At 48.4% G+C, this 24183-nt stretch carries 20 protein-coding genes and 1 tRNA gene; 6 read left to right on the forward strand and 15 right to left on the reverse strand.

Annotated elements, in window-relative coordinates:
- The first annotated feature begins 121 nt into the window (after positions 1-121).
- Positions 122-1135 (forward strand): type I glyceraldehyde-3-phosphate dehydrogenase, encoded by a 1014-nt coding sequence (gene gap, locus J7619_RS08230; RefSeq protein WP_291196827.1) that lies wholly within the window; start codon positions 122-124, stop codon positions 1133-1135.
- 69 nt (positions 1136-1204) lie between these two features.
- On the opposite strand, the gene trmB is transcribed toward gap, so the two are convergent.
- The 7 genes from trmB to J7619_RS08265 all read right to left on the reverse strand — a co-directional run bounded on the left by trmB (position 1205) and on the right by J7619_RS08265 (position 10448).
- Complete coding sequence (gene trmB, locus J7619_RS08235) at positions 1205-1864, reverse strand: tRNA (guanosine(46)-N7)-methyltransferase TrmB (protein ID WP_291196829.1); 660 nt, start codon at positions 1862-1864, stop codon at positions 1205-1207.
- A 14-nt stretch (positions 1865-1878) separates the two neighbouring features.
- Entirely contained in the window at positions 1879-3180 is a 1302-nt protein-coding gene (locus tag J7619_RS08240) for a folylpolyglutamate synthase/dihydrofolate synthase family protein (RefSeq protein ID WP_291196832.1), read from the reverse strand.
- A gap of 7 nt (positions 3181-3187) precedes the next feature.
- Entirely contained in the window at positions 3188-4114 is a 927-nt protein-coding gene (locus J7619_RS08245; protein ID WP_291196836.1) for a hypothetical protein, read from the reverse strand.
- A gap of 106 nt (positions 4115-4220) precedes the next feature.
- Positions 4221-5282 (reverse strand): SPOR domain-containing protein, encoded by a 1062-nt coding sequence (locus tag J7619_RS08250; RefSeq protein ID WP_291196838.1) that lies wholly within the window; start codon positions 5280-5282, stop codon positions 4221-4223.
- 30 nt (positions 5283-5312) lie between these two features.
- Complete coding sequence (locus tag J7619_RS08255; RefSeq protein ID WP_291196840.1) at positions 5313-6983, reverse strand: TonB-dependent receptor; 1671 nt, start codon at positions 6981-6983, stop codon at positions 5313-5315.
- A gap of 41 nt (positions 6984-7024) precedes the next feature.
- Positions 7025-10036: a tetratricopeptide repeat protein gene (locus tag J7619_RS08260; RefSeq protein WP_291196844.1), complete on the reverse strand. Its 3012-nt coding sequence runs from the start codon at positions 10034-10036 to the stop codon at positions 7025-7027.
- A gap of 160 nt (positions 10037-10196) precedes the next feature.
- Complete coding sequence (locus J7619_RS08265; protein WP_291196847.1) at positions 10197-10448, reverse strand: hypothetical protein; 252 nt, start codon at positions 10446-10448, stop codon at positions 10197-10199.
- Between the two features lie 28 nt (positions 10449-10476).
- Here J7619_RS08265 and J7619_RS08270 point away from each other — a divergent pair, with 28 nt between their 5' ends.
- A complete protein-coding gene (locus J7619_RS08270) occupies positions 10477-11511 on the forward strand; it encodes a lipopolysaccharide assembly protein LapB (RefSeq protein ID WP_291196850.1) in 1035 nt (344 codons plus the stop codon).
- Here the strand turns inward: J7619_RS08270 and menD are convergent.
- The 6 genes from menD to J7619_RS08300 form a co-directional block, all read right to left on the reverse strand.
- Complete coding sequence (gene menD, locus J7619_RS08275) at positions 11508-13217, reverse strand: 2-succinyl-5-enolpyruvyl-6-hydroxy-3-cyclohexene-1-carboxylic-acid synthase (RefSeq protein ID WP_291196853.1); 1710 nt, start codon at positions 13215-13217, stop codon at positions 11508-11510. The genes J7619_RS08270 and menD overlap by 4 nt on opposite strands.
- An 83-nt stretch (positions 13218-13300) precedes the next feature.
- Positions 13301-14164, reverse strand: coding sequence for an RNA polymerase sigma factor RpoD/SigA (locus J7619_RS08280; protein WP_015810559.1), 864 nt, complete (start codon positions 14162-14164; stop codon positions 13301-13303).
- 65 nt (positions 14165-14229) lie between these two features.
- Positions 14230-16371, reverse strand: a complete 2142-nt coding sequence (gene pnp / locus J7619_RS08285; RefSeq protein ID WP_291196856.1) for a polyribonucleotide nucleotidyltransferase — start codon at positions 16369-16371, stop codon at positions 14230-14232.
- A gap of 114 nt (positions 16372-16485) precedes the next feature.
- On the reverse strand, positions 16486-16761 hold the full coding sequence (gene rpsO, locus J7619_RS08290; RefSeq protein ID WP_031527901.1) for a 30S ribosomal protein S15: 276 nt from the start codon (positions 16759-16761) through the stop codon (positions 16486-16488).
- Positions 16762-16864: 103 nt separating this feature from the next.
- Positions 16865-18361, reverse strand: a complete 1497-nt coding sequence (locus J7619_RS08295) for an LptF/LptG family permease (protein ID WP_291196859.1) — start codon at positions 18359-18361, stop codon at positions 16865-16867.
- On the reverse strand, positions 18361-18753 hold the full coding sequence (locus J7619_RS08300; protein WP_291196862.1) for an START-like domain-containing protein: 393 nt from the start codon (positions 18751-18753) through the stop codon (positions 18361-18363). The genes J7619_RS08295 and J7619_RS08300 overlap by 1 nt, the downstream gene beginning before the upstream one ends.
- A 199-nt stretch (positions 18754-18952) precedes the next feature.
- Here J7619_RS08300 and J7619_RS08305 point away from each other — a divergent pair.
- The 4 genes from J7619_RS08305 (at position 18953) to J7619_RS08320 (ending at position 22157) form a co-directional block, all read left to right on the forward strand.
- A tRNA-Met gene (locus tag J7619_RS08305) sits at positions 18953-19026 on the forward strand.
- Between the two features lie 128 nt (positions 19027-19154).
- Positions 19155-20933 carry an ABC transporter ATP-binding protein gene (locus J7619_RS08310; protein WP_291196865.1) on the forward strand — a complete coding sequence of 593 codons (1779 nt, stop codon included), beginning with the start codon at positions 19155-19157 and terminating at the stop codon, positions 20931-20933.
- Positions 20934-21198: 265 nt separating this feature from the next.
- Positions 21199-21900 carry a 2OG-Fe(II) oxygenase gene (locus tag J7619_RS08315; protein WP_291196868.1) on the forward strand — a complete coding sequence of 234 codons (702 nt, stop codon included), beginning with the start codon at positions 21199-21201 and terminating at the stop codon, positions 21898-21900.
- Complete coding sequence (locus tag J7619_RS08320; RefSeq protein WP_291196871.1) at positions 21900-22157, forward strand: Ada metal-binding domain-containing protein; 258 nt, start codon at positions 21900-21902, stop codon at positions 22155-22157. Before J7619_RS08315 ends, J7619_RS08320 begins: the two co-directional genes overlap by 1 nt.
- Here the strand turns inward: J7619_RS08320 and J7619_RS08325 are convergent.
- Together J7619_RS08325 and holA are read right to left on the reverse strand one after the other, a co-directional pair.
- Complete coding sequence (locus tag J7619_RS08325; RefSeq protein ID WP_291196874.1) at positions 22149-23060, reverse strand: DNA-3-methyladenine glycosylase; 912 nt, start codon at positions 23058-23060, stop codon at positions 22149-22151. The genes J7619_RS08320 and J7619_RS08325 overlap by 9 nt on opposite strands.
- Positions 23061-23109: 49 nt before the next feature.
- Positions 23110-24129, reverse strand: coding sequence for a DNA polymerase III subunit delta (gene holA, locus J7619_RS08330; protein WP_291196878.1), 1020 nt, complete (start codon positions 24127-24129; stop codon positions 23110-23112).
- Between the last annotated feature and the right edge of the window lie 54 nt (positions 24130-24183).

Raw genomic sequence — 24183 nt, forward strand, 5'->3', positions numbered from 1 at the left:
TTTGCTAATTTAAATGTCTTTTTTATCATCGAATACCTAATTTGTTATATTTCCTTTATATACTTTTCATCCGTATACATTTTTATTAATATTGCGGCTGAAATAACCAATCTACCTCGATATGTCAAAAGTAAAAGTTGCAATCAACGGATTTGGCCGCATCGGTCGTCTTGTTTACCGTCAAATCTATAACATGGAGGGCATCGATATCGTAGCCATCAACGATTTGACTAGTCCAAAAGTGTTAGCACACCTCCTCAAATACGATACTGCACAAGGACGTTTCGACGCAGATGTTAAGTCTACCGACAATTCAGTTGTCGTAAATGGCGAAAACATCGTTATCTATGCGCAACGTGATCCTTCACAAATTCCCTGGGCACAGCACGATGTTGATGTAGTTCTTGAATGTACTGGTTTCTTCACCAGCGCAGAATCTGCAAGTGCGCACATCAAGGCAGGTGCTAAAAAAGTAGTTATCTCCGCTCCTGCTACCGGCGACCTGAAAACAATCGTTTTCAATGTAAACCACAACATCCTCGATGGTTCCGAAACCATCATCAGCGGTGCTTCTTGTACAACCAACTGCCTTGCGCCAATGGCTCAGGTATTGGAAGAGAAATTTGGTATCGTAAACGGTTTGATGACTACCATCCACGCTTACACCAACGACCAGAACACCCAGGATGCTCCACACCCGAAAGGTGATTTGAGAAGAGCGAGAGCTGCTGCTCAGAACATCGTTCCTAACAGCACTGGTGCTGCAAAAGCGATCGGTCTTGTATTGCCTTCATTGAAAGGTAAACTGGACGGTTCAGCTCAGCGTGTTCCTACATTGACAGGTTCATTGACTGAATTGACAGTTGTTTTGGGCCGCGAAACCAGCGTAGAGGAAATCAATGCTGCTATGAAAGCTGCTGCTAATGAAAGCTACGGCTACACAGAAGATGAAATCGTGAGCAGCGATATCATCGGTATCAGCTACGGTTCACTCTTCGACGCAACACAGACCCGCGTTCAGAAAGTAGGTGACGTTCAGCTTGTTAGAACTGTTTCATGGTACGACAACGAAATGTCTTACGTGTCTCAGCTGGTAAGAACTGTTTACTACTTCGCTGGTTTGATCCAGAAGTAACAACTTACTTTAATATAAAAAGGCCCGTTCCGGCAAATGCTGGAACGGGCCTTTTGCTTTATAGCTCGTCTAAACCAGCTCCGCTTTAATGTACTTGATGGTATAACCCTTCGCAGTAAAAATGCCTTCATAATGCGTCCGCACGCCGTGGTGTTCATCGAGCAAATGCGATTGATACAAGTCGTAAGTATGCTCGACAATCCGGAAATTGGGAGCATCATCGAGCGTCTGCAAAGTATATTCGTACAGGAAATCGCTATCCGTTTTCAGAAAGAACATCCCTCCTTCTTTCAAAAATGCCGCATATTTAGCCAGGAAACTGGGATTGGTCAGCCGATACTTCTCGTTACGGTCGCGCACCTGCGGGTCCGGATGAACGAGCCAGATCTCGCTCAACTCACCTTCTCCGAAAAATTCCTCCGAATATTGGATGCCCGCCCGGAGAAAAGCAACGTTCGATAAATTCTGCTCCGTAGCCAATGCACTGCCGCGCGCGATCCGGTCGCCCTTGATATCGACGCCGATGAAATTCTTTTCCGGGAATTTTTTACCTAATCCAATCGTATATTCGCCCTTACCGCATGCCAGTTCCGCAACAATCGGGCTTTCGTTATTAAAGTATAGCTTATTCCAATTGCCTTTTATTTCCGAATAAAGCGGTTTACCCGCCTGAACTACATTTTCTGCCTGCTCGCTAAACTTGTAATGATGTAACTTTCTTCTTGCCATTATACTTATATGCTCTATAAACTTTCAATATCTGCGACTACAAAGGTACTACCACCCACGTAAATTGCGTCGTTAGGTGCCGAATCCTTTATAGCCTCTTCCAGCGCTTCGTTCACATTTCCGAAGGTCTTCCCTACCAAACCGTGTTCACGCGCTCTGGACTGCAATTCTTCGGCCTTTAACGCCCGCATATTCGAGGGTTCGCAGAAATAGTAGTCTGCATCTTTGGGAAATAGCGACAACATGGTCGAAATGTCCTTATCACCCACAAAACCGACTACAAACCGCTTCCTTCCCTTGCAAACTGTATCGAATTGGGTCAAAGTAATAGTAAGACCGGCCGTATTGTGTGCCGTATCACAATAAACGTCAGGATTTTGACGCAACTGTTGCCAGCGTCCTTTCAACCCGGTGATGGCGCTTGCGGATTGCAGCGCCCTTCTCACTGAATCGTCGGATATTTTCCAGCCTTTTGAGATAAGCACGTCTTTGGCGGCCCATACCCCGGCAATGTTCTTCAACTGGTACGAACCCGTCAGATCCGCAACCAGGCCCTCCGAGAGCAATCTTCCGGAAGCCTTCTCTACCACATCTACGAGCATTTTACCGTCGACCAGGCCGACAAATCTGACGTCAATTGCATTGGAAGCAAACGTCAACGGCGCATTGGCCGCTTCGGCGGCGGCGGTAATCACATCACCGATCTCGGCATTCTGGTACTCACTAACTACCACCGGAACGTCGCTTTTGATAATTCCGGCCTTTTCAGCAGCGATTTTGCCCAGCGTGTCGCCCAGAAATTGCATGTGATCGAAACTGATGTTAGTGATAACCGACAATTCCGGAGTAATTACATTCGTCGAATCCAGCCTGCCACCCATACCGACTTCGATCACTGCAACATCTACACCAGCGTTCTCAAAATAGGAAAAAGCCATCGCCACAGTGACTTCAAAGAACGATGGAGACAATCTATCAATGTTAGATTTTTGATCGACAACAAACTCAATAATGAATTCTTCGGGTACACACGTGCCATTTACACGTATGCGCTCGCGAAAGTCCTTTAAATGAGGCGAAGTATATAGCCCTACCCGGTATCCGGACGCTTGAAGAATTGCCGCCAGCATATGCGACGTACTTCCTTTGCCGTTGGTACCCGCAACATGAATGGTTGGATATTTGTCCTGCGGATCGCCCAGGGCTTTACACAACTCCCTGGTAGTATGAAGGCCCGGCTTGAAAGCACGGGCCCCGATATTCTGAAAAACCGGTAATCTGTCGTACAGATATCCGATCGTTTCCTGATATGTCATTTAAGTATTAACGTGAACGTATTTTAAAAGTGATGGTACCGATCGATTCGTCGGGTACGTTGGCTGATTTTGGCACGAAAGTGAGGTCTCTGACGGCGCTTTTATATTTATTCACTACCGCATAATCCGTAACAGTTGTGGCCTGGGTAATCACGCTTTTGACGCGGCCGTTGCGATCAACCGTAATTTTGAATGTAATGTCGCCCGTAGCATCCGAATTATCGTCCACAACCGGTCTTCTGGACCAGCTCCATCCTGACAGGTTAAGGCCAACATTCGTACCGCCCCCGCCGCCTTCACCTTTGTAGGTTTTGGCAAAAAGGCTGCCGGTTTTCGATCCTTTATCGCCTACGCCTTCCGCATCGTCGCCGTTATTGTTACCGCCAATGCCGGTTTTGGTGCCATTGGTGCCGTTACTTCCCGATTTGCTACCGGAAGATTTGCTGAACAAAGCATCCTTATTAACCGCTTTTTCCGGAGCCGGTTTGGTCACCGGTGCCGAGGCGTTTTCGCTACCCGTCGATTTTTTCACGTCAGTCTTCTCCGGTGCTTCTACCGGGCTCTCCACCTTCGAAGTGATCGCGGGCTTCTCAGCGACCGTTTTTGTAGGCTTTGGCGACTCTATTTTTGGGGGCGTCGGAGGCGTTGGTTTCGGTGTAGCAATCGATTTCACTTTTTTGACTTCCTCAGCGTCCGCCTTCATATTCTCCCTGACCTTGCTGTCGTTGGGTTTATTATAGGTCTGAACGTCCCCTTTTCCCACCTTGCTGGTACCATAGTTCACCTCCACGAACAACTCCATGGGTTCGACTTTCGGGAGTGACGAGCTAAGCCGGATGAAAAAGAATATGCCCAGCATGGCAGCGGTAATCCCAAAGGACCACGCCCATGATATTGCGATTCGCTGCCGGTCTTCTGCCTGTAATGTGATCATTTATCAAAAAATGGGTTTTCTTTCGGAAAACGTAAAAGTAGTAAAAAACGTATGCAACAAAAAAGGAGGCCAATGACCTCCTTTCTGTATTTCCAGGTTTAAAACCCTATTTTTTCTTGAAAACCCAACCGGCTTCGCCAATTACTTTTTTCAATTCGTTGGAAGCGCGGTAGGCATCCGTTTCATTGTCAAACCCATCGATGGCGACTTTCACTTTTTTGCTACGTTCGTCTCCTGGAATGATCAATGCTTTTGTAAATCCTTTTTCTGTCAGTTGGGCGAGCAAAACATTGGCTTGTTTAGTGCCCTTGAATGCGCCGGCTATCACGTAAAACTTGGCCGATGCCACTTCCGCAGGTTTTGCCACAGCCGGTAACGTAGTCGGTACGGTAGTAGCTGACTCGGTTGCGATGGCGGGTGCTGAATCCACTGGCATCGAGTCCACTTTCGCCACAACCGCTTCGGTTACCGGTGCCGGCTTAGGTGCCTGAACTTCCTCGGTCTTCACTACGGTCGTTTCAGCGTCTTCTTTGCGGCTGAACATCTCCGCGAATGGGTTCAATGTACTTTTGATATATTCATTCTCTGTGTTAACCAGAAAAAAGCTCAACCCGCAAAGCAAACCTGCAATTACGGCAGCGGCCGCCCAGCCTGTCCAGCGACGTGGCCGTGCCTCGGTTTCCAGTTCAACTACTTCAACATCGTCGCTTACGTATTGCGCCGAGTTCAACGCCGCTACCGGACGGGCCTGCGCAACAACCGCTTTGATCTTCTCGAAGCCGTACCACTCGTCTTTAAAGTACTTACCAGTGTTAGGTTCGAACACCAGCTTGCCTTCCACATTCTGCTTGAACTCGCCAATGCCTGCTATGCTGGCTTCACCGTTGATGTCAAGGCCTGATCTCAGGCGATCGGTATAACCCTTGATATACTCCACCGCATCCGCATGCGTCACTTTCTCATGACGCGAAATGTAGTTTGCGAGCAAGCCATCATCCAGTTTCAGATACTCATTAAACGCGAGTCTTTTGACAGGCGGTGCGAAAATACCCGAATTACCGTCATAAACCGCGGGTACCTGATGCGAGAGCAAGGCACCGAAGCCGGGAATGATCACGAATTCGTATTCTCCTATGAGTTTCCGGATGACTGTTTCGACTGCTATCATGAAGCAAAGTTTGGTGTTAACTCAGCGAAGTTAAAAAGAAAAAGACAATCCCGCAATAAAGTTCAGGCCCTGCTGTGGGTAGTACTGATACCGCTGGTAACGTTTACCCAACACGTTATTCAGGTTCACAAAAGCAGAGAAGTTCCTGGTTAACAGGTAGTCGATTTTAAGATTCAGATCCGCGATTACCGGAAGTTTGGTCACTTCCCCGGTCTGAAAATTTTTCGCTTTCAACCCTCTCAGCATGTAAAAATCTGCCGTTACAAAGAGTTTTTTGCTGATGGTAAGGGCATTGAACCAGTTCAAAGTAAGATCGGGGCGGTGCCATGGTTCCTCCACCTTATCTACGGCGTAATCGAAGAAATTGGCTTTTAACGAGGTTTTAAACAGCTCATTGAAATTATAGCCTGCCTGTGCGGAAATCGTCAGCACCTTGGTCTTACCCGGATCGAAAATTGCCGAGAACCGCGAAGTATCCGAGAGCGAGTTGTTGTACGAGTAGAAATTCCGATAGGAAGTGTAGGCCACTTTGCCTTCGTAGTTAATGCCGGTACCGGTCTCTCCTTTGACACCCGCACTGATATCCGAAGTCTTCTCGGTATTCATCACAAGTACGTTCGGCCCCAGCCATTGGTTTTCGCTCAGCATGCTTCTCAGCGTATTTCGTACGATATCGCCATTCCAGCCCGCAAAAATGTGCACACCCGAAATAGGTGTTACATCCAGATTGACGGCAGGAAATGCCTTCGTCCGATTGATGTCCAACTGGCTATCCGTCTCGTTAACAGCGTTAATACCTGCCGAAACCGAGAACATGTCGTTCACATACTTGAACGTAGGTTTAACACGGAACAGGTTACGGTTGTAAGTAAAGTAATCGACGCGTTGCGACACATACGCGTCGGCTTCCAGTAATGCGAAGAACGTTTCCGAAATCGGTACCGAGGCAGTGAGGTTAGTCCCCCAGTCAATTTCTGATGCATTATAGCGGTCTTTCAGGCTGTTCAGGCTGGTCTTCACGGAGTAATCCACCAGCACCGAAGCGTCGGTGTTCTCAAATCCCAGGTTAAATCCAAACTGGTTGAGCGTCTGCCGGATTGTATCACGGTCCACCACTACACCTTCCGGCTGCGGCTTGTAGCCATAGAAGTAATAGTTTTTGCGGTCAAAATTGAAGCCTGCATCGACTTTGTACTTCTCGCGGATATACTTTCCGCCAGTCTTAAAACCAGTGGCTGCATTAGCGGAATTTTTACCATCCACCGGCCCGTTGGCTGCCGAAAGATGTTTCAGCTGCACGGTATAAGCGAGGTCTTCCTTGGGTCTTCCTCCGACAAACAGCTCGCCCAGGAAACGGCCGTAGTTACCGCCGCCGGCCTTCACATAATTGTTCAGCACATCGGGCTCGTCCTTGCGGCCCTGTTCGTCCGACGAAGCGGCTACTGCCGGGGTCAGTTTCGGGGAAGCAATGTTAATCTCAGGGTCAATGATCTGGTAAGACACCTTCTTTTTCCCGGTCTCGCCCTTCACCGGCTGCACTTTATCGAAAACCCGGTCGGCCGGGGCAAATTCTATGCTTTTGTCCTTTAAGATTTCGTATGTCTGACTTTCAATCTCTCCTTTTTGCGCGACCGCGAACTGGGTAGAGAAGCCCAACGCCAGCAAAAACAGGGAGGAACGTAATATCTTGGAATGCGTCATGGTAACGGGTTTTTCTGTTTAATGAAACCGTAATTCACGGGTTACTTTTCAATTTTGTTCAACTTCTCCTTGGCCATTTCAACCGCCTCCTTGTCATCGGAATTCTCGATAATGGAGTTGAGCGTCGCCTTCGCCTGAACTTTCTCGTTCATACCCACGTAGACGTCCGCAAGCAGAATGAACGAGCGTGCGCGCCAGAAGTCATATCCCTCGAAGTTTTTCCCCATTTCGATGATGGCAGTTTCCGCTTCCTTGTATTTCTTCTCTTTGTAAAGAACCATCGCCGACCAGTAAGCCGCTTCTGCACCGAATTCATCCTTGGACGAAGCCGAAATCTTTTTAAACTCTTCACCGGCCTTCTTCAAATCGCCTTTCTCGTAAGGTACTTTACCGAGATACAGGTGCGCCTTGCCGAGGCTGGCCGGAACGATATTTCCCATATTGATGATCTCTTTGGCATAGTACAGCGTCGAGTCGTAGCTTTTCAACGTGAAATAGGTGTCCATGAGCCCCGTCCATGCGGTGGCCTGGTCCTTCTTGTTTTCGGCGTTGCGCGAGAGCACGCGGAAGCTTGTCACCGCATTATTGAAGTTACCACGACCGATTTCCAATTCAGCGGAGCGTTGCGCGGCTGCACCTACGAACTGCGAGCGGTTTTGTTGAACCACTTTACTGTAATATTGAAGTGCTTCGTTCACGCGGTTAGTCTTGTCGTAAGATGAAGCAATAAAGTAAGTCGCATCATACTGGTATTTGCTGGCCGGATAACTCTGCAGAAACGCCTGCAATGCTGTAATCGCATTCTCGTACTTCTCCGCATAATACAGGTTCCGCACATTATCGAATTCAACGCCTTCGAGTTTCTCATTGCCCGGGTTGTTTTTACGTACAACGCCCAGCACCTGGTTAAACTCTTCCGGACGTCCCACAGCCGAATAGCTTTCCTGGATCCCCTCCAGCGCGCTTTCCGCTGCCGGTGAATCCGAATACTCGGTGAGGATCTTGCGGAAATCGACGATCGCCTGCTCGTACACCTGCAAATTGTAATACGACTGCGCCCTGCGCAACAATGCGGCCGGTATAAGCGTGCTCTTAGGCTTTTCGTTGATCATGCGCGTAAAGCCCTTCACCGCTGCCGAATAGCTCTGGTTCTGGAAATCGATGTCTGCCAGCTGGAAATAGGCATTGTCCAAATGTTTCGACTGCGGGTATTGGCTGATCAGCAACTCGAACTGGCGTTTCGCTTCTGCCTCGCGGTTCATGTACACATATGCGCGGGCCTTCTGGAACAATGCGTAATCCTTATCGACCTTACCTTTCGCTGCTACCTGCTCATAAGTGCGGATCGCTTCGTTGTAATTCTTGGCGGCCAGGTAACAGTCGGCCAACCTTGCGTGAGCGTCCTCGATCATATCGGCCTCCATTCCCTCGATGTTGTTGGTAAAATCGCGGAAATAAGGCAATGCCTGGCTGTATTTTTTCTGGTTATAATAAATGTATCCCAAAGCGTACAAGCTCTTTTTGGCATAAATACCTGCTTTCGGGTTCTTAGCAATCTGATTATACAATGTGGCCGCTTCATCCACACGTTTCAAGCCATACACGGACTCCGCCTTGTAGAACGACGCCGAATTATACAGCTCCACATCAATCGGGAATTTCAGCGACTTCTCGAACATTTCTATCGCCGCATCATAACGACCGGCATTGAAATCCGTCACGCCCTGGTTGTAAGTCAGCCTCTGATAGGTACTATTTATTTTAGCATTGCGCGTTTTCAGCCCCTCAATGTATTTTATCGCAGCCGAACTGTTGCTCGCGCTGGCATATCCTTCTGCCACTAATTCCGTCGCTTCTTCGGTATGCTTACTTTCGGGGTATTTAGCCATGTAATTATCCAGCTCCTTCACGGCATCGGTATTATTGCCGAGTTCCAGCTGCACTTTTGCATGGTTATAGGTCGCTTCTTCCTTCACTACCTGATTGAAGTCCAACGCTGCTGCATTACCAAACGACGTTAAAGCATTGCTTAAATTAGTAGTCTTTAAGTTGCTGATTCCCATTATATATGAGGCGTATTGCGAAACAGAGTCTTTGCCATTTCCGATTGGCTTCAATGAGGTAATTGCTCCTTCAAAGTTATTGTTACGGAACTGCGCGTGACCGTAGTGCAAAGCAACTGTCGGAGGTATAGCGCCCGGTCTCATACGCTTGTAGCGCTCGTAAGCTTTTACCGCATTAGCATAATCTCCCTTCTCGTAATAAACTTCCGCGACATACAAAGCGACATCGTCCAATTTGGTATTGCCCCGCTGCGCGCCGAGAATGCGTTCGCCATAGGCAAGGAGCTCATCAAACTTTTTAAGCTGATAAAGCGAGGAAATGATCCAGTTAGGCGCCTCATTCTTGTAATAGGGATGCTCCTCGATCCGCTTGAAATCCTGGTAGGCTTCCTCGAAGTTATTTTTCTGGTAATTGATCACGCCGGCGTAGAATGATGCATCACCGGCATTCTCGAACCCCACCTCGGTTTTTACCTGGTTGAACAACGGCAGAGCCAGGTCGGGCTGTTTGGTATTATAATAGGACATGGCAAGCCGGTAGGTGCTTTCTAACCTCCCCGCCCCTGCCCCCGGCAGATTTACCGCCTTTTCGAGGTACGTAATGGCCTTTTCATAGTTGCCGCTCTCATAATAATACTTCCCCAGATCGCTGTAAATAAGCTGTGCTTTGGGGTGTTCAGCATGGTTCTTGACAAATCGGTCGACCTGCACTTCGGCCTCAGGATAATTGAGATAAAGGCCAGTAACGGCCACATAATATTCAGCCGTAACCTTATTGTAATCGCTCGTGCTGAGCAACTTATCCTGCGAATTCAGGAACTCGCCGAATTCCTGCCTTGCAGCCACGTAATTGGACTTCGCATAATATTCGAGGCCGTTGCGAAAGTGTGCTTCCGGCTCCGTAATACTAAGCGTATTCTGGGCTACTACGGAAGACGCGCCTACACATACAAACATGCCGATGGTGGAGGCGCTGCGTTTAAAAACCATAGATACTGAGTTGGTGGAGTTTTGAATTAAGTTGTTGTGGTCTGCCATATCCTGACAAAAGAATATTTTGGTCCTCACTTACCGCTTAAAATAGTTTGCTATCTAACGAAAAGCGTTTTAAAACCGTATACGTGCGCGCGTCGGAAATACGCTGCCAGGCCTAAAAAAGCACATTATGGCGTATTAGCGTGTCGTTGAAATCGGCGTGCATGGCATCGAAGCGGTCGGCTATGGCCCGCGTGAATGCATCGTCCATACAGGCTTCCAGTTCGTCCGTAGACGTCACTTCGTAATCATCGATTTTGTAAGTTTGCTCATACATTCCCGATTCAATCTTAATAATGTACTTGCTGTTCCATTGGTAAAGACCGATTTTGTAGCGAGGGTTAGGGATGTCCTTGATGTACCTCATAACTGGTGTTCTTACTATTACTAATTATATGTTATTCAAATTCAATACATTAATTCAGCTACTTTTTTTAGTACTAATATTACTAAACTGCACGAGCCAGAGCAACAAAGATGCGGCCGATTTTTTCCTGAAAGGCAATCAGGCTCTCGGTCAAAAGAACTATGCCGAAGCATTGCGGCTGTACGACGAAGCGATTGCCAAAAATGCAGATTTTTCAGACGCCTATCTCAACAAGGGGATAACTTTGTTGAAATTGGGCCGGGTTGAAGATGCCTACGAGGTTTTGACAGAGGCGATCCGCATCGACCCTACATTGACACAGGCAAATCTCGTGCGGTCGGAATCTGCGCTCTATCTGGGCCGCTTGAAGGAAGCGCGGGAGGATCTGCTTCAAATTGAAAAACAATATCAGGACTCTACCCGCTTCCATTTAGTGAAAGGCAATTTGCTCGACGCAGAAGGCAACCCGTCGCTCGCCATTCCGGAGTATGATGCGGCGCTACGACTAAGCAAAACAAACGTGGAAGCTTATGTAAACCGCGGTGCCGTCTATTACAGAATGGGTTCGTACGCAGAGGCCAAATTGGATTTTGAAACCGCCGTGGCACTCGACCCCGCGCAACCCCAGGCATTGAATAACCTAGGACTCATTGCCTCAAAAAACAAGCAGTGGCCGCAAGCTATCGGATACTTCGATCAGGTTTTGAGCCGTGATCCCGCCGAACCGTATTCACTCAATAATAAGGCCTATGCATTACTGCAAACGCGAAAGGGAGAAGAGGCCCGCACCTTGATCGAAAAATCGCTGGACAAGCTGCCCAAAAACGGCTATGCGCTGCGAAACCTGGGGATCTACTATCAGCAGAAGGGAAACATTTCCGAAGCGCTGAGCGCCTTCAATAAGGCCATCGAAATCGCCGAGCCTGTGGAATTGCTCTACGGATTGGCCGGACAGGCTTACTTTGCACAAAAAAACACCTCAGAGGCGTGTAAAATATGGAAGCAGGGAGTCGTGCTGAAAGACTCCCTGGCGACGGCCGAGGCCGCCAAATATTGCCGCTAATACGCGGCACGTTTGAGCGCTTTCCAGGCCTTTGTATTTTCGACGGGATCGGTGAAGCCTTCCAGCAAGGCGATCCCGTCGAAATTCAGAAATTCCTTCACAATACTTTCCGCCTCTCCATGGCCGGAAACCCGAAAATAGGCAATCCCCGAATCCTCGCAGGTCCGCCGCGCTGAAAACGAGTGCCGGGTTTCAAAGAAAGTTTCCAGTTCCGGCAAACTTCCCGGGCCATCGATCATCCGGAATATATTTCCTCCTGCATTATTCAGCACCATAATTTTCAGATTCTGCGGTAGATTGTCGATCAAAAGGCCGTTCCGGTCATAGAGGAAAGCGACATCGCCTGTGATCAGCAGGGTCGGTTTTCCGTTCACCCTGGCTGCTCCGATCGCGGTGCTTACACAGCCATCGATCCCGCTCGTTCCACGGTTCGCATACACACCCGTCCATTCATTTTCTGTCGCCAGTACATTGGCATACCGAACGGACATACTGTTGGCTACATGTAACTGATATTGACTATCTACATACCTAAATATTGAATCTAACAAGGTTAAATCACTGAACGTTGATAGATTTTTAAGTGTTTCGTGCTTCCTTTGCCGGGCATTTCGTTCAATTTGCAGCCACAAACTGTGAAACGAGGTGTCATGGCCTAGGTCAGAATTCTCCACGAAGGACTGATAATCAAGCTTTTCGAATAACTTTTCAAATAGTGAAGCAGCATTTCCGGAAATGTCCCTTGTTACCGACTGAAAAGGATCGGCCAGAAAAGCATCCCTGCTGATGTTCCAATGGTATTTGGGGGGATTTTTACGAATAAATTGCTTGAACTCCTTCGAAAGGAACGACATTCCGAATGTAATCAGCAAATCGGGCCGAAGATTTTCGGCTTCCTTTGTCCCCAGGAACAGGTCGTGATGGCGTATGACTTCCTTTCCCGACAGGTTGGCCAAGCAGTCGCCCAATACCGGGATCTGCCATTCTTCCATAATGCGTCCCAGGACCGCGTTCAACGCCTCGTCAGGTTTGCCCTGGCCCCCTGCTATCAGGATTTTGGAAGCATCTTCCCACTCATCTAGCAATTCTTCCCAGACCGCCTGCGGCCATACCACTTCGCTTTCCTGCTTTTTGACGATCCTGACTGCGCCCGAAGCATTGAAATCCTCAGTGCCAGACGGGTAAAACGGCTCGCGGATCGGCACATTAATATGCACAGGCCCATTCGGCACAACCGACGTCAAATTAATCGCCTCGTTCGTAACCCGGTTGATTGCCCATTGCACATCCGGATGCTGGTAGTCCGGTGAAATTTCGAAAGAACGCTTTACATGCGGCCCAAAAATGCCCGTCTGATAGATTGTTTGACCGTCGTATTGATGCTGCCATTCCTTAGGTCGGTCGGCCGTAAGAACAAGCAACGGAATTTGCTGAAAAAATGCCTCAGAAACGGCCGGAGCGAAGTTGTAGGCCGCACTGCCCGATGTGCATATCAAAACCACGGGAGAATCGATTTGCTGGGCCATTCCGAGGGCAATGAACCCGGCCGAGCGCTCGTCTATACACACGTGCGCCTGAAAGCCGCCGTGCCGCGCAAATGCGAGCGTTAGCGCGGCGCTGCGCGAGCCGGGTGAAATAACCACATGCCGAATGCCCTGCCGGTAGCAGATCTCGGCCATGTCGATCAAAGGTTGTAAAATAGCCATGAAAAACTTCCTTGTCTGAAAATGAAAATAGCCTCCCGAAAGAGGCTATTAAAGTAATTAGAAGGTTTGCATTGAAATATGCATTAACCCAAATAGGTTTTCAAAGCTTTGCTTCTGGAAACGTGGCGCAATCTGCGGATCGCTTTTTCCTTGATCTGACGCACGCGCTCACGGGTAAGGTTAAACTTCTCCCCGATCTCTTCCAAGGTCATCGCATGCTCACCATTCAGACCGAAATACAGGGCGATTACGTCCGCTTCGCGCTGGGTAAGCGTGCACAATGCGCGCTGTACTTCCTTGCGGAGCGATTCGTTCACCAGTCCCGAGTCCGGTTTGTCTTCCAGGTCATTTTCCAGAACGTCCAAAAGGCTGTTTTCTTCGCCTTGTACGAATGGCGCATCCATAGAAACGTGACGACCGGAGATTTTCATGGTATCCACTACTTCGGAAGAAGAGATTTCCAGGACTTCCGCCAACTCCTCAGGCGATGGTTCGCGTTCGAAACGCTGTTCCAGCTCGGAGAAAGTTTTCGAAATTTTGTTCAGTGAACCTACACGGTTGAGGGGTAAACGTACGATACGTGATTGCTCCGCCAACGCTTGCAGGATCGACTGGCGAATCCACCAAACCGCGTATGAAATGAATTTAAAACCCCTTGTTTCGTCAAAACGCTGTGCTGCCTTGATCAGACCGAGGTTACCCTCGTTGATCAGGTCACCCAACGACAAGCCTTGATTTTGATATTGCTTTGCAACGGACACCACGAAACGAAGGTTCGCTTTGGTCAAACGTTCCAAAGCAAGCTGATCCCCGTCCCTGATTTTCTGAGCTAACGTCACCTCCTCATCCGGCGTTAGCAAATCCACCTTACCGATCTCCTGCAAATACTTGTCTAACGATTGACTTTCACGGTTGGTAATTTGCTTACTGATCTTTAGCTGTCTCATCTATGTCTTTATTAAGTATGTTATATAACGACGTTTTTACCGTTCCTGCCTAGAAGAACACTTAATTATTCTTTTTTGTTCTCAGGCTTTGGTAACAATACTTTGCGTGAAAGGCGGTATTTGCCGGTTTTCTTGTCGATTTCGACGAGCTTCACCTGCACTTCTTCTCCTACTTCCAGAACGCCGTCCATTTTTTCGAGACGCTCCCACTTGATCTCGGAAATGTGCAACAAACCGTCTTTGCCCGGGAGGAATTCTACGAACGCTCCGAAAGGCATGATCGACTTAACTTTACCGGTATAGATTTCACCGATTTCAGGGACCAGAATGATGCCTTTAACCCGTGCAACTGCCTTATCCATGGAAGACTTATCGGCAGAGAATATACTTACAAAGCCTGCGCCATCTTTCTCTTCGATAGAAATCGTTGCGCCTGACTCTTTTTGAATGTCCTGAACCACTTTTCCGCCTGGTCCGATCACCGCACCGATCATCTCACGATCGATTTTGATCACGATCGCACGTGGTGTATGCGGTTTCAGGTCAGGACGGCTTTCGGTGATGGTTTTATTCATTTCACCGAGGATATGCAGACGGCCCGCTTTGGCTTGCATCAATGCTTCTGTTAGCACTTCGAACGAAAGACCATTTACTTTCATGTCCATCTGGCAGGCAGTGATACCTTCTGAAGTTCCGGTTACTTTGAAGTCCATATCACCCAGGTGATCTTCATCGCCGAGGATATCGGAAAGCACCGCGTATTTGCCGGTTGCCTCGTCCGAGATAAGTCCCATGGCGATACCCGATACCGGCGCTTTGATTTTCAGACCTGAGTCCATCAATGCAAGTGATCCGGCGCAGACGGTTGCCATAGACGACGAACCATTCGATTCGAGGATATCGGAAACGATACGGATGGTGTAAGGATTGTCAGCCTCGGGAGGAAGCACTTTTTTCAATGCGCGCAATGCGAGGTTACCGTGGCCTACTTCTCGACGGCCGGGACCGCGGTTAGGCTTCACTTCGCCGGTTGAGAAACCCGGGAAGTTATAATGCAAAAGGAATTTGCTGTAACCATATTTCAATGGGGTATCAACGATCTGCTCGTCCTGTTTGGTACCCAGCGTTACGGTGGTCAATGATTGTGTTTCACCACGCGTGAATAATGCAGAACCGTGTGCATTCGGCAGGTAGTCCACTTCGGAAGCGATCGGTCTTACCTGATCGAGTTTGCGGCCGTCGAGACGGATTCTTTCATCCAATACCAAACGACGTGAGCCTTCCCAAACGAGGTCGTTGAAATAGCGTTTCGCAAGGCCTTCGTTGAATTCCGCTGCCTCTTCCTCGGTGATAGTGGTTTTGAATTCTTCCCAAACAGCTTTGAAACCGTCTTTTCTGACGTTTTTGTTGGTAGAACCTTGCTGTGCAACAGCGTATATTTTAGGATAAGCGAACGCACGAACGCGTGCTTCAAGCGCTTCGTCCGCAGGATCACCTACGTATTCTCTTTTTTCAGTTTTACCAACAGCCGCTTCAAACTCTTTCAAAGCAACGCATTGGTCTTTAATAGCTGCGTGTGCGACTTTCAGTGCTTCGATCACTTCCTCTTCGGAAACTTCGCTCATCTCGCCTTCCACCATCGCGATATCATTATACGTCGCGCCTACCATCAGATCGAGGGTGGCATCCTGCAATGCGGTAACGCCCGGGTTAATCACATATTCGCCATTGATTTTCGCAACGCGAACTTCTGAAACCGGTCCGCCGAAAGGAATATCCGATGCCGCCAATGCAGCAGATGCCGCCAATGCAGCGAGTGCGTCAGGCAATGCTTCTGCGTCGGCAGAGATCAAAAGAATGTTTACCTGTACTTCTGCGTGGTAGTCGTCCGGGAACAAGGGGCGCAATACGCGGTCAACCAGGCGGCTGATCAGTACCTCGTGGTCGGACAGCTTGCCCTCGCGGCGCTGGAAGCTTCCGGGAATACGTCCGGCAGAAGCGAATTTTTCCTGATAATCAACTGATAACGGAAGAAAGTCGAGACCTTCCTTAATATCCTTGTTAGCAACAACCGTAGCCAGCAACATGGTGTTACCCAGTCTTACTACTACCGATCCGTCGGCTTGTTTGGCTAATTTTCCTGTTTCAATTGTGATTTCCCTGCCGTCCGGTAAGGTTATAGTCTTGGTAACTATATTAAAGAGCATAGAATATTTGATTTTTGTAGCTGTGAAACGCCTTCCTGACGTCCCGGTAAGTTCTTGTTTTTTCCGCAAAAAATCAGGGAACTTTCACATATGTCAAGTTCCCTGATTTTAAAATTACTTACGTATGTTCAATTCGGCGATGATCGCACGGTAGCGATTGATGTCTTTTTTGTAAAGATAATCCAACAATCTTCTGCGCTTTCCTACCATTTTGAGGAGGCCCAGACGTGTATCATTATCTTTCTTGTGCGTTTTGAGGTGCTCGTTCAGATAATTGATACGGTACGTAAATAAAGCAATTTGTGATTCAGCAGAGCCGGTGTCACCGCTCTCCTTTTTAAAACCTTTCGATTCGAAGATCTCGCTCTTCTTTTCCGCGGTTAAATACATGATTGTAACAACAGATTAAAGTGATATGTAGTAATTACGGCACCTTGCCGCAAATAAGGTTGCAAAAGTAGGCTTTTTAAACCGGTTTTTAAAATAATTTAAATTAAATATCAGTGATAAGCTCCCTTTTCCCAAATCTACTTGCCCATTTCGACTTAATTCTTTTGAAGAACATCTGGTAAACGTCCTTATCGAACAGGCGTGAGTCGCTCCGTGCGCGATCGATAAAGTAAATCCCGGCCGATAGCAGGATTGTATTCGCCATCCACGCTCCTACCGGAACCGCTACCAGCCCTTCCTTCACCCATTTATCGCCCTGGTTGGTCAATACATACAACAGGATAAAGAAAAGTATCGAAACCAGCACCGGCACCCCGAATCCGCCCTTCTTGATAATGGCCCCCAGCGGCGCACCGATCAGGAACATGATCAGGCAGGAAAGCGCCTGGGTGTACTTGTGATGCCGTTCAAGTTCGTATTTGCTGGCGTCTTTCAATTTCATTTGCAAATAGTCCTGCTGCGACTTGATGTAGCTCAGCATGCCATTCGACGCCGCCTTGGTATTCATCAGAATATCCTTCTTCAAACTATCCGAGACCGGCTTCGTCAGCAGCGAGTCAATCCATTTCCCGGGTTTGATCGTTTTATCGGTGCCCTCCCGGTAATTGTAGGAATAATATTGCTGGCTCCCTGCAACGAGGTTCTTCTTGGTCTCCTGGTATGAATTGCGCAATGAATCCGCCGTCGCCGTCAGGTCATTGATGTTCTTCATAAACTCGTGGTATTTAAACTGCCCCTCGTCCGTACGCTTCATACCAAACGACGCAAGACTTTCCGTAAGGCGGTAATGCCTGAACGATTGGCGGTTGAAATTGGTGTAGGGCGTCTGCGCTCCCGCTGGCGTAGATATATACACCGGCCGCGAACTGCCGGAACCCTGCTCATCGGTATACCGCGTACCGTTGTACAATTCAATCACCAGGTAACGGTTCTCATTAATGGCATACATCCTGCCTGAGTCCGCAAGGATAATCTCCGTGTTCCCCAGCTCATACGACCGGCTGTTGTGCTTGTAGATCACCATGCCGATCATCTTGCCATTCTCCATTTTTTCATCCACCTTGATACTGTAACCCGGCAGGTCATTATAAAAAATGCCTTCCTTGATCTTCAAGGTAGCCTTGGTTGTCTTGATATCATACAGTAGACTGTACCCTTTCAGATTAGCCCAGGGCGAAACACGGTCGTTGAAAAAGAAGGAGAAAACGCTGATGCCGATCGCGACGATGAACATGGGCAGCATGGCCCGCACGACGGAGATACCCGCGCTTTTAATGGCAGTCAATTCGAAGAATTCGCCCAGGTTACCAAATGCCATCAGCGAGGAGAGCAGCATCGCCAGCGGCAACGCCGTAGGCACCGTAATGAGGCTGAAAAAGAAGAATAGTTGTGCATAGTCCGTGACATTCAGATCCTTCGACACGAAGTCATCTATATAAAAGATCATGATCCGCATCAGGAAGACGAACACCACGACCGACATTGTAATCACAAAAGGTCCCCAAAAGGACGTTAAAATAAGCTTGTCCAGCTTTTTCATCAACTACCTACTATTTCTCTTAAATTATCAATAAATCCCTCCCACAACGAAGTCAGCTCGTCCTTATCCTTGTTCGACGAGTAGTCGATGATCCGCAAAAAGGTTGTCTGGGTTAACTCGCTTACTTCTAATTTTAGTTCCAGATGGTTGTTGTCCAGATTATCTTCGCTGGTATCCTCAAAATCGAAACGCACTGCTTTATTAATTCTCAATCCTGTTTGCCGGGCTATGTGGCTGTCGCCGTCCCATTGGAAATCGAAGCGGTGGTCGGGCAGCACAGTAACTCTCTCGGCGAACCATTGTTCAAGGCCCGAGGGCGTGGAAATATATGGAAAGAGAACTTTTGGGGAGGATCGCAATTCAAATTCTTTAACAAATTTATATTTTTCCATATGTGCTGAAATTAAAGGACAGCCTCGTTAGTGCTTACCCTTATGTGCTGATTTAAAAGTTGTAATATAACATAAATCGACAATAAAAGCGTGCAAATTTAAATTTGTTGTTTCAAAAATATGCGAAATTTACGTGAAAAATGGGCAAATGGGTTGCATCGTAATATTCTTTAACATACTTTTGCACCACAATTACGACGGCGGGGTAGCTCAGATGGTTAGAGCGTAGGATTCATAACCCTAAGGTCGGCAGTTCGATCCTGCTCCCCGCTACATTGTAAAAGACATCCCTCCCGGATGTCTTTTTTATTTCCGCACATTTTGCGCGTTCTCCGAGAATTAAAATCAGCGCGTTTGGGTTTACAGTAATTGGTAACACCACCGAATCACGTCAGAACTGTATGAAATTATTATTCCAATACCTGAGCAGGTACAAGGGACTCATTTTCCTGGCCTTGCTCATGGCCGCCATCAACCAAACCTTCTCCCTTCTCAACCCTTACATCCTCGGTAACTACCTCATCGACCCATACGCCAACAAGGCCGTCGAGTTTCGTACCAAAGGACTTGACAACGAGTTCTTCAAGGGGGTATTAATGGGCTTGCTCATGATTATCGGCGTAGCGATGGTATCGCGCATTGCTAAGGCATTCCAGGACTACCTGGTGAATGTCGTGATCCAGAAATTTGGCGCAGCACTGTATACGGACGGCCTGCGCCATGCATTAAGACTTCCTTTCCAGGACTTCGAAGACCAACGCTCCGGCGAAACGCTCTCGGTGCTTTTGAAAGTCCGCGCCGATTGCGAGAAGTTCATCCTGAACTTCGTAAATGTTCTGTTTTTTACATCAGTTGGGATCGTCTTCGTGGTAATCGTCGCATTCAGGCTTAGTCCGTGGCTGCCGCTGATCTACCTCATCGGTTCGATCATTCTGGCGTTCCTGACGAGTGTTTTGAGCCGAAAAATCAAAACGATCCAAAAAAACATCGTCAAGGAAACCACCGCATTGGCCGGCTCCACCACCGAGTCGCTGCGCAATATCGAGCTGGTGAAAAGCCTTGGTTTGACCCAACAGGAAATCGGCCGGCTCAATACCACCACGTACAAAATCCTGAAACTCGAACTGAAAAAAGTCAAAAGCATCCGTTCGGTAAGTTTCATCCAGGGAACGTTCGTCAACTTTCTACAACAATGCGTGATGTTCGCGTTGCTGTTTTTCGTGTTCCGGGATAAGATTACCGTAGGGCAGATGATGATGATGCAGTTTTATTCCTTCTTCATCTTCGGGCCGTTGCAGGAATTGGGTAATGTAATTCTCTCCTACCGCGAAGCCGAAGCATCGCTGAACAACCTGCAAACGTTGCTGGCTCGCCCGGTAGAGCACAAACCTGCTAACCCTGAGAGCATTACCGACATTAAGGAATTGCAGTTCGATCATGTGAAGTTCCAGCACCAAACGGCGAAACGCCCGGCATTGGAGGACATTTCATTTGGAGTGAAGCGAGGCGAAACCATTGCATTCGTCGGTCCGTCGGGTTCCGGCAAAACCACTTTGGTGAAGCTACTCGTCGGCCTTTATCAGCCCATCGAAGGCCATGTACTTTATAATGGTGTGAATGGCAAAGAGATTGACTTTGACGAGATACGGCACAAAATCGGCTTTGTGACACAGGACACACAACTTTTCTCCGGTACGATCAAGGAAAACCTGCTTTTCGTAAATCCGGAAGCAACCGATGAGATGATCAACGACGTGTTAATGAAAGCCGCCTGCTATAACCTGCTCGCGCGCGCAGAGAATGGTATCGACACGGTAATCGGCGAAGGCGGATTGAAATTATCAGGCGGTGAGCGCCAGCGCCTCTCGATCGCCCGTGCGCTCCTGCGTAACCCGCACCTGATTATTTTCGACGAAGCTACTTCTGCGCTGGATTCGCTTACGGAAGAAGAGATTTCGAACACGATCCGCGACATTACCGATCAGCGCCAGCACATTACCGTCATGATCGCCCACCGCCTGTCGACCATCATGTACGCCGACCGCATTTATGTGCTCGAAAAAGGCCGCATCGTCGAAACCGGCAGTCACCATGCATTGCTGGAAGAAAAAGGCCTCTATTACGCCATGTGGCGCCAGCAGATTGGGGAACGGAAGGATGAACAGGTGTTGTCGGCGTGAAATTTGAATGAGTGAATGACCGAATGAGTGAATGACTGAATGAGTGAATGAAATTAGTCAGGTGGTCATTAGTGGTCAGGAGTTGTTTGATAAAATAATTAAAGCAATAGTTGACAACATCTGACAAAACATGACTATTTATTCACTCACTCATTCAATCATTCACTCATTCACTCATTCAATCATTCATCTACGCAAGAATCGGGTTTCTATTGGCTTTTTGGCAGGGTAATTTTGGTTTAAATAAATCAAAATATCCCTTGCAATGATCAACATCGAAAACCTCGACTGGCCCTCCGTTCGCGAAAACCTCCACCAGCGCGGCTACGCGCAACTTACCCAGGTACTGAATACTGACGAATGCGACGAGCTGATCGCGCAATATGGCGATCCGGCGCATTACCGCAAGACGATCGTCATGGAACGCTATCGCTTTGGCCTGGGCGAATACAAATACTTCTCTTATCCACTGCCGCCCATTATCCAGCGGCTTCGGGAAAGCATATTCCCCAAACTGGTTCCGGTAGCTAATCAATGGATGGAGGTATTGAAAACCGGGCGTCCCTATCCCGCTGATTTTGAAGATTTTCAGGAACTCTGCCGCGCCCAGGGGCAAGTAAAACCGACAGTGTTAATCCTGAAATATGGCCAGGGCGGCCACAATACCCTTCACCAGGACCTCTACGGCGAGCTTTTCTTCCCTATTCAAATGGTACTGTTTCTCAATGAGCCGGACCAGGATTATACCGGTGGCGAGTTTGTGATGACCGAACAAATCCCCCGTGCACAGTCCAAAGCCATCGTTTTGAAACCTCGGAAAGGGGATGCGTTGCTCTTCACGACCAATTTCAGGCCTGTGAAAGGCAGCAAAGGTTACTACCGCGTCAATATGAAACACGGTGTCAGCGAGGTGCATGACGGCCAGCGGTACACGCTGGGCATAATTTTCCATGATGCATTGAACTAATGAAAAGCCACAAAGAAATAGGGCCGGAAAGCTTCGCAACCAGCCGGAAACTAAAACAGATGATCGACAGCCGCGAAATTATGTTTGGCGGAAACCGTAAGCTGAAAATCTACGGACTGTTATCATGCGGCTCGGGCAAGCGGATGAAACGTAGCAACCGGGTATTCTTCGCAGACGAGCGGGACGCGCTCACGCACGGGTACCGCCCCTGCGGGCATTGCATGCGCGAGGCCTATTTGAAATGGAAGTCAGGTTAACGGCTTCATGGCGAGGCTTCGCCACAAATAGAAGGTAATGTAGGTTTCCCACCCTGCATAATCCTGAAAAAAGGCGGCGATTTTATCTTTTTCCGAACGTTCGACGATGATACCGTGGCCAGCCAGTGCATTCAAAAGACCGACATCGCCATGTGGAATGCCCTCCGGCGCACGGAACGACTTCATCAGCACATAATTGGCAGTCCAGATGCCGATTCCCTTGTGGGCCACCAATGCTTTTTGACGTGCCTCAAAATCCGGCAGGGCGCCAATCAAGCTCCGGCTTAGCGTTCCTTCTACAAATGCACGGGCCACACCGATTACATATTCCGCCTTTTTTTGTGAAAACTGCATTTCCCTCAATACATTCACCTCGGCGTTAGCCAGCACTTCCGCTTCGGGAAAAATATGGAAAACCTGGTTCTCCCATTCGATATGCCGCCCATAACGCTCCACCAGGCGCCGTTTCAATTTGTACGCGAATGTGAGGTTGATCTGCTGACCGATGATGGACCAGCAAAGCGCTTCGAACATATCAGAAATACCCATTAGCCGAAGACCTGAAAAATCGTCCGCCATATAGGCCAACCGGCTGTCCCGTTGCAAATGCAGATAAAACGGAGTGAGATCACGGTCCATATCAAACCATTCACGGACATAGGCGGCAATAAAATCGCCACAATCTGAACTGGAATTCCCTTCCAGCACGTCCACCCGCAGAAACGCTCCGTGTTCGCTGACGCGGAAAAGCACGTCGCCGAACGGCGTCGCAATGGCTTTCAGAACAACATTCTCGCCTACCGCGTGCAAACAGTCGTCGTAGTTACGGTTCAAAAACCACAGGCATTCCTGAAAACTGAAAAGCGGAGGAACAGGAATGAGCATCGTTTGTTGTGAATTCATAGATGAAAATACCGCGCGGATTCCCTGCCGCAAACCTGAATCTTGCGGATCAATGGGCAATCTTGAAAACCAGCTCTCTCAGCAGCTCTCCTTCCGGGATACTGGTACCGTCAAGCCCTTTCAAACGTCCGTCGCACTCACGCAGATAGTGGATGATATTCACGACTTTACCCATTGGATAATTACGTGCTGCCAAAAGGTAATCTTTGACAAAGTATGGATTCACCCCGAGCTCCACAGCAAGCCCTTTCTCCGATTTGTCACGTGCAGCATGCGTAAGGAGCAATTTGGAGAAAAAGCCAAACAGGATGATCAGCACCGGGGCCAACGGATTATCTTTCGAATTGGAAGCAAAAAAAGCAGCTATCTGATTCGCTTTCAGCACATCGCGATGCATTAGTGCCTTCTGGAATTCAAAAACATTATACTCTTTGCTGATCCCAACAAACTTTTCGATCGCCGCAGCATCGATGCCTTCATCCACACGAAGGTTCACCATGATCTTGCGGATCTCGTTTGAAAGGCGTTTCAGGTCGTTACCAATATTGTCGACCAGCATTTGAACCGCCTTAGGGCTGATTTTCACACCCTCATGCTGGCAAAATGACGCTACCCAATCCGGCAGTTTGTTGTCGTACATCTTTTTGGATTGAACCACCACCCCATTGGCATTGCAGGCTTTCAGGTAGGATTTACGCTCATCGGCATTGGCATGGTAGCAAAATACCAGCACCGTGCTCGGCACAGGGTTCAATGCGTAGTCTTCAAGGCGCTGCTGCTGTTCCTTTTGCTCGATGCCGTTCAGGCGATGTGCTTCTTTCACCAGCACCAGCTGTCGCTCGGCCATGAACGGAAACCGCCTCGCGTAGCTGAGCACGCCCGCCACATCGGTGTCCTTCCCGTATAGTACAAACTGGTTAAAACCCCGTTCCGATTCCGGAACCACCTTGTTTTCAAGCTCTTCCGCAATTGAATCAATGTAGTAGGGTTCGTCGCCATGCAGGAAATACAATGGCCTGAACTTCTTGCTTTTAAGCTCTTTAAGGATAATATCGGGTGTTTGTGCCATGGATTTGCTAATTGGGACCTGATGTGGTCCGGACACCAAATTTACCGGTCCGCG

Source organism: Dyadobacter sp., assembly GCF_017744695.1.
GTDB lineage: Bacteria > Bacteroidota > Bacteroidia > Cytophagales > Spirosomataceae > Dyadobacter.

What these genes read in the sequence shown, in the direction of transcription:
- gap (WP_291196827.1), top strand. Translation starts at nt 122, where the DNA reads ATGTCAAAAGTAAAAGTTGCAATCAACGGATTTGGCCGCATCGGTCGT.
- trmB (WP_291196829.1), bottom strand. Translation starts at nt 1,864, where the DNA reads ATGGCAAGAAGAAAGTTACATCATTACAAGTTTAGCGAGCAGGCAGAA.
- J7619_RS08240 (WP_291196832.1), bottom strand. Translation starts at nt 3,180, where the DNA reads ATGACATATCAGGAAACGATCGGATATCTGTACGACAGATTACCGGTT.
- J7619_RS08245 (WP_291196836.1), bottom strand. Translation starts at nt 4,114, where the DNA reads ATGATCACATTACAGGCAGAAGACCGGCAGCGAATCGCAATATCATGG.
- J7619_RS08250 (WP_291196838.1), bottom strand. Translation starts at nt 5,282, where the DNA reads ATGATAGCAGTCGAAACAGTCATCCGGAAACTCATAGGAGAATACGAA.
- J7619_RS08255 (WP_291196840.1), bottom strand. Translation starts at nt 6,983, where the DNA reads ATGACGCATTCCAAGATATTACGTTCCTCCCTGTTTTTGCTGGCGTTG.
- J7619_RS08260 (WP_291196844.1), bottom strand. Translation starts at nt 10,036, where the DNA reads ATGGTTTTTAAACGCAGCGCCTCCACCATCGGCATGTTTGTATGTGTA.
- J7619_RS08265 (WP_291196847.1), bottom strand. Translation starts at nt 10,448, where the DNA reads ATGAGGTACATCAAGGACATCCCTAACCCTCGCTACAAAATCGGTCTT.
- J7619_RS08270 (WP_291196850.1), top strand. Translation starts at nt 10,477, where the DNA reads ATGTTATTCAAATTCAATACATTAATTCAGCTACTTTTTTTAGTACTA.
- menD (WP_291196853.1), bottom strand. Translation starts at nt 13,217, where the DNA reads ATGGCTATTTTACAACCTTTGATCGACATGGCCGAGATCTGCTACCGG.
- J7619_RS08280 (WP_015810559.1), bottom strand. Translation starts at nt 14,164, where the DNA reads ATGAGACAGCTAAAGATCAGTAAGCAAATTACCAACCGTGAAAGTCAA.
- pnp (WP_291196856.1), bottom strand. Translation starts at nt 16,371, where the DNA reads ATGCTCTTTAATATAGTTACCAAGACTATAACCTTACCGGACGGCAGG.
- rpsO (WP_031527901.1), bottom strand. Translation starts at nt 16,761, where the DNA reads ATGTATTTAACCGCGGAAAAGAAGAGCGAGATCTTCGAATCGAAAGGT.
- J7619_RS08295 (WP_291196859.1), bottom strand. Translation starts at nt 18,361, where the DNA reads ATGAAAAAGCTGGACAAGCTTATTTTAACGTCCTTTTGGGGACCTTTT.
- J7619_RS08300 (WP_291196862.1), bottom strand. Translation starts at nt 18,753, where the DNA reads ATGGAAAAATATAAATTTGTTAAAGAATTTGAATTGCGATCCTCCCCA.
- J7619_RS08310 (WP_291196865.1), top strand. Translation starts at nt 19,155, where the DNA reads ATGAAATTATTATTCCAATACCTGAGCAGGTACAAGGGACTCATTTTC.
- J7619_RS08315 (WP_291196868.1), top strand. Translation starts at nt 21,199, where the DNA reads ATGATCAACATCGAAAACCTCGACTGGCCCTCCGTTCGCGAAAACCTC.
- J7619_RS08320 (WP_291196871.1), top strand. Translation starts at nt 21,900, where the DNA reads ATGAAAAGCCACAAAGAAATAGGGCCGGAAAGCTTCGCAACCAGCCGG.
- J7619_RS08325 (WP_291196874.1), bottom strand. Translation starts at nt 23,060, where the DNA reads ATGAATTCACAACAAACGATGCTCATTCCTGTTCCTCCGCTTTTCAGT.
- holA (WP_291196878.1), bottom strand. Translation starts at nt 24,129, where the DNA reads ATGGCACAAACACCCGATATTATCCTTAAAGAGCTTAAAAGCAAGAAG.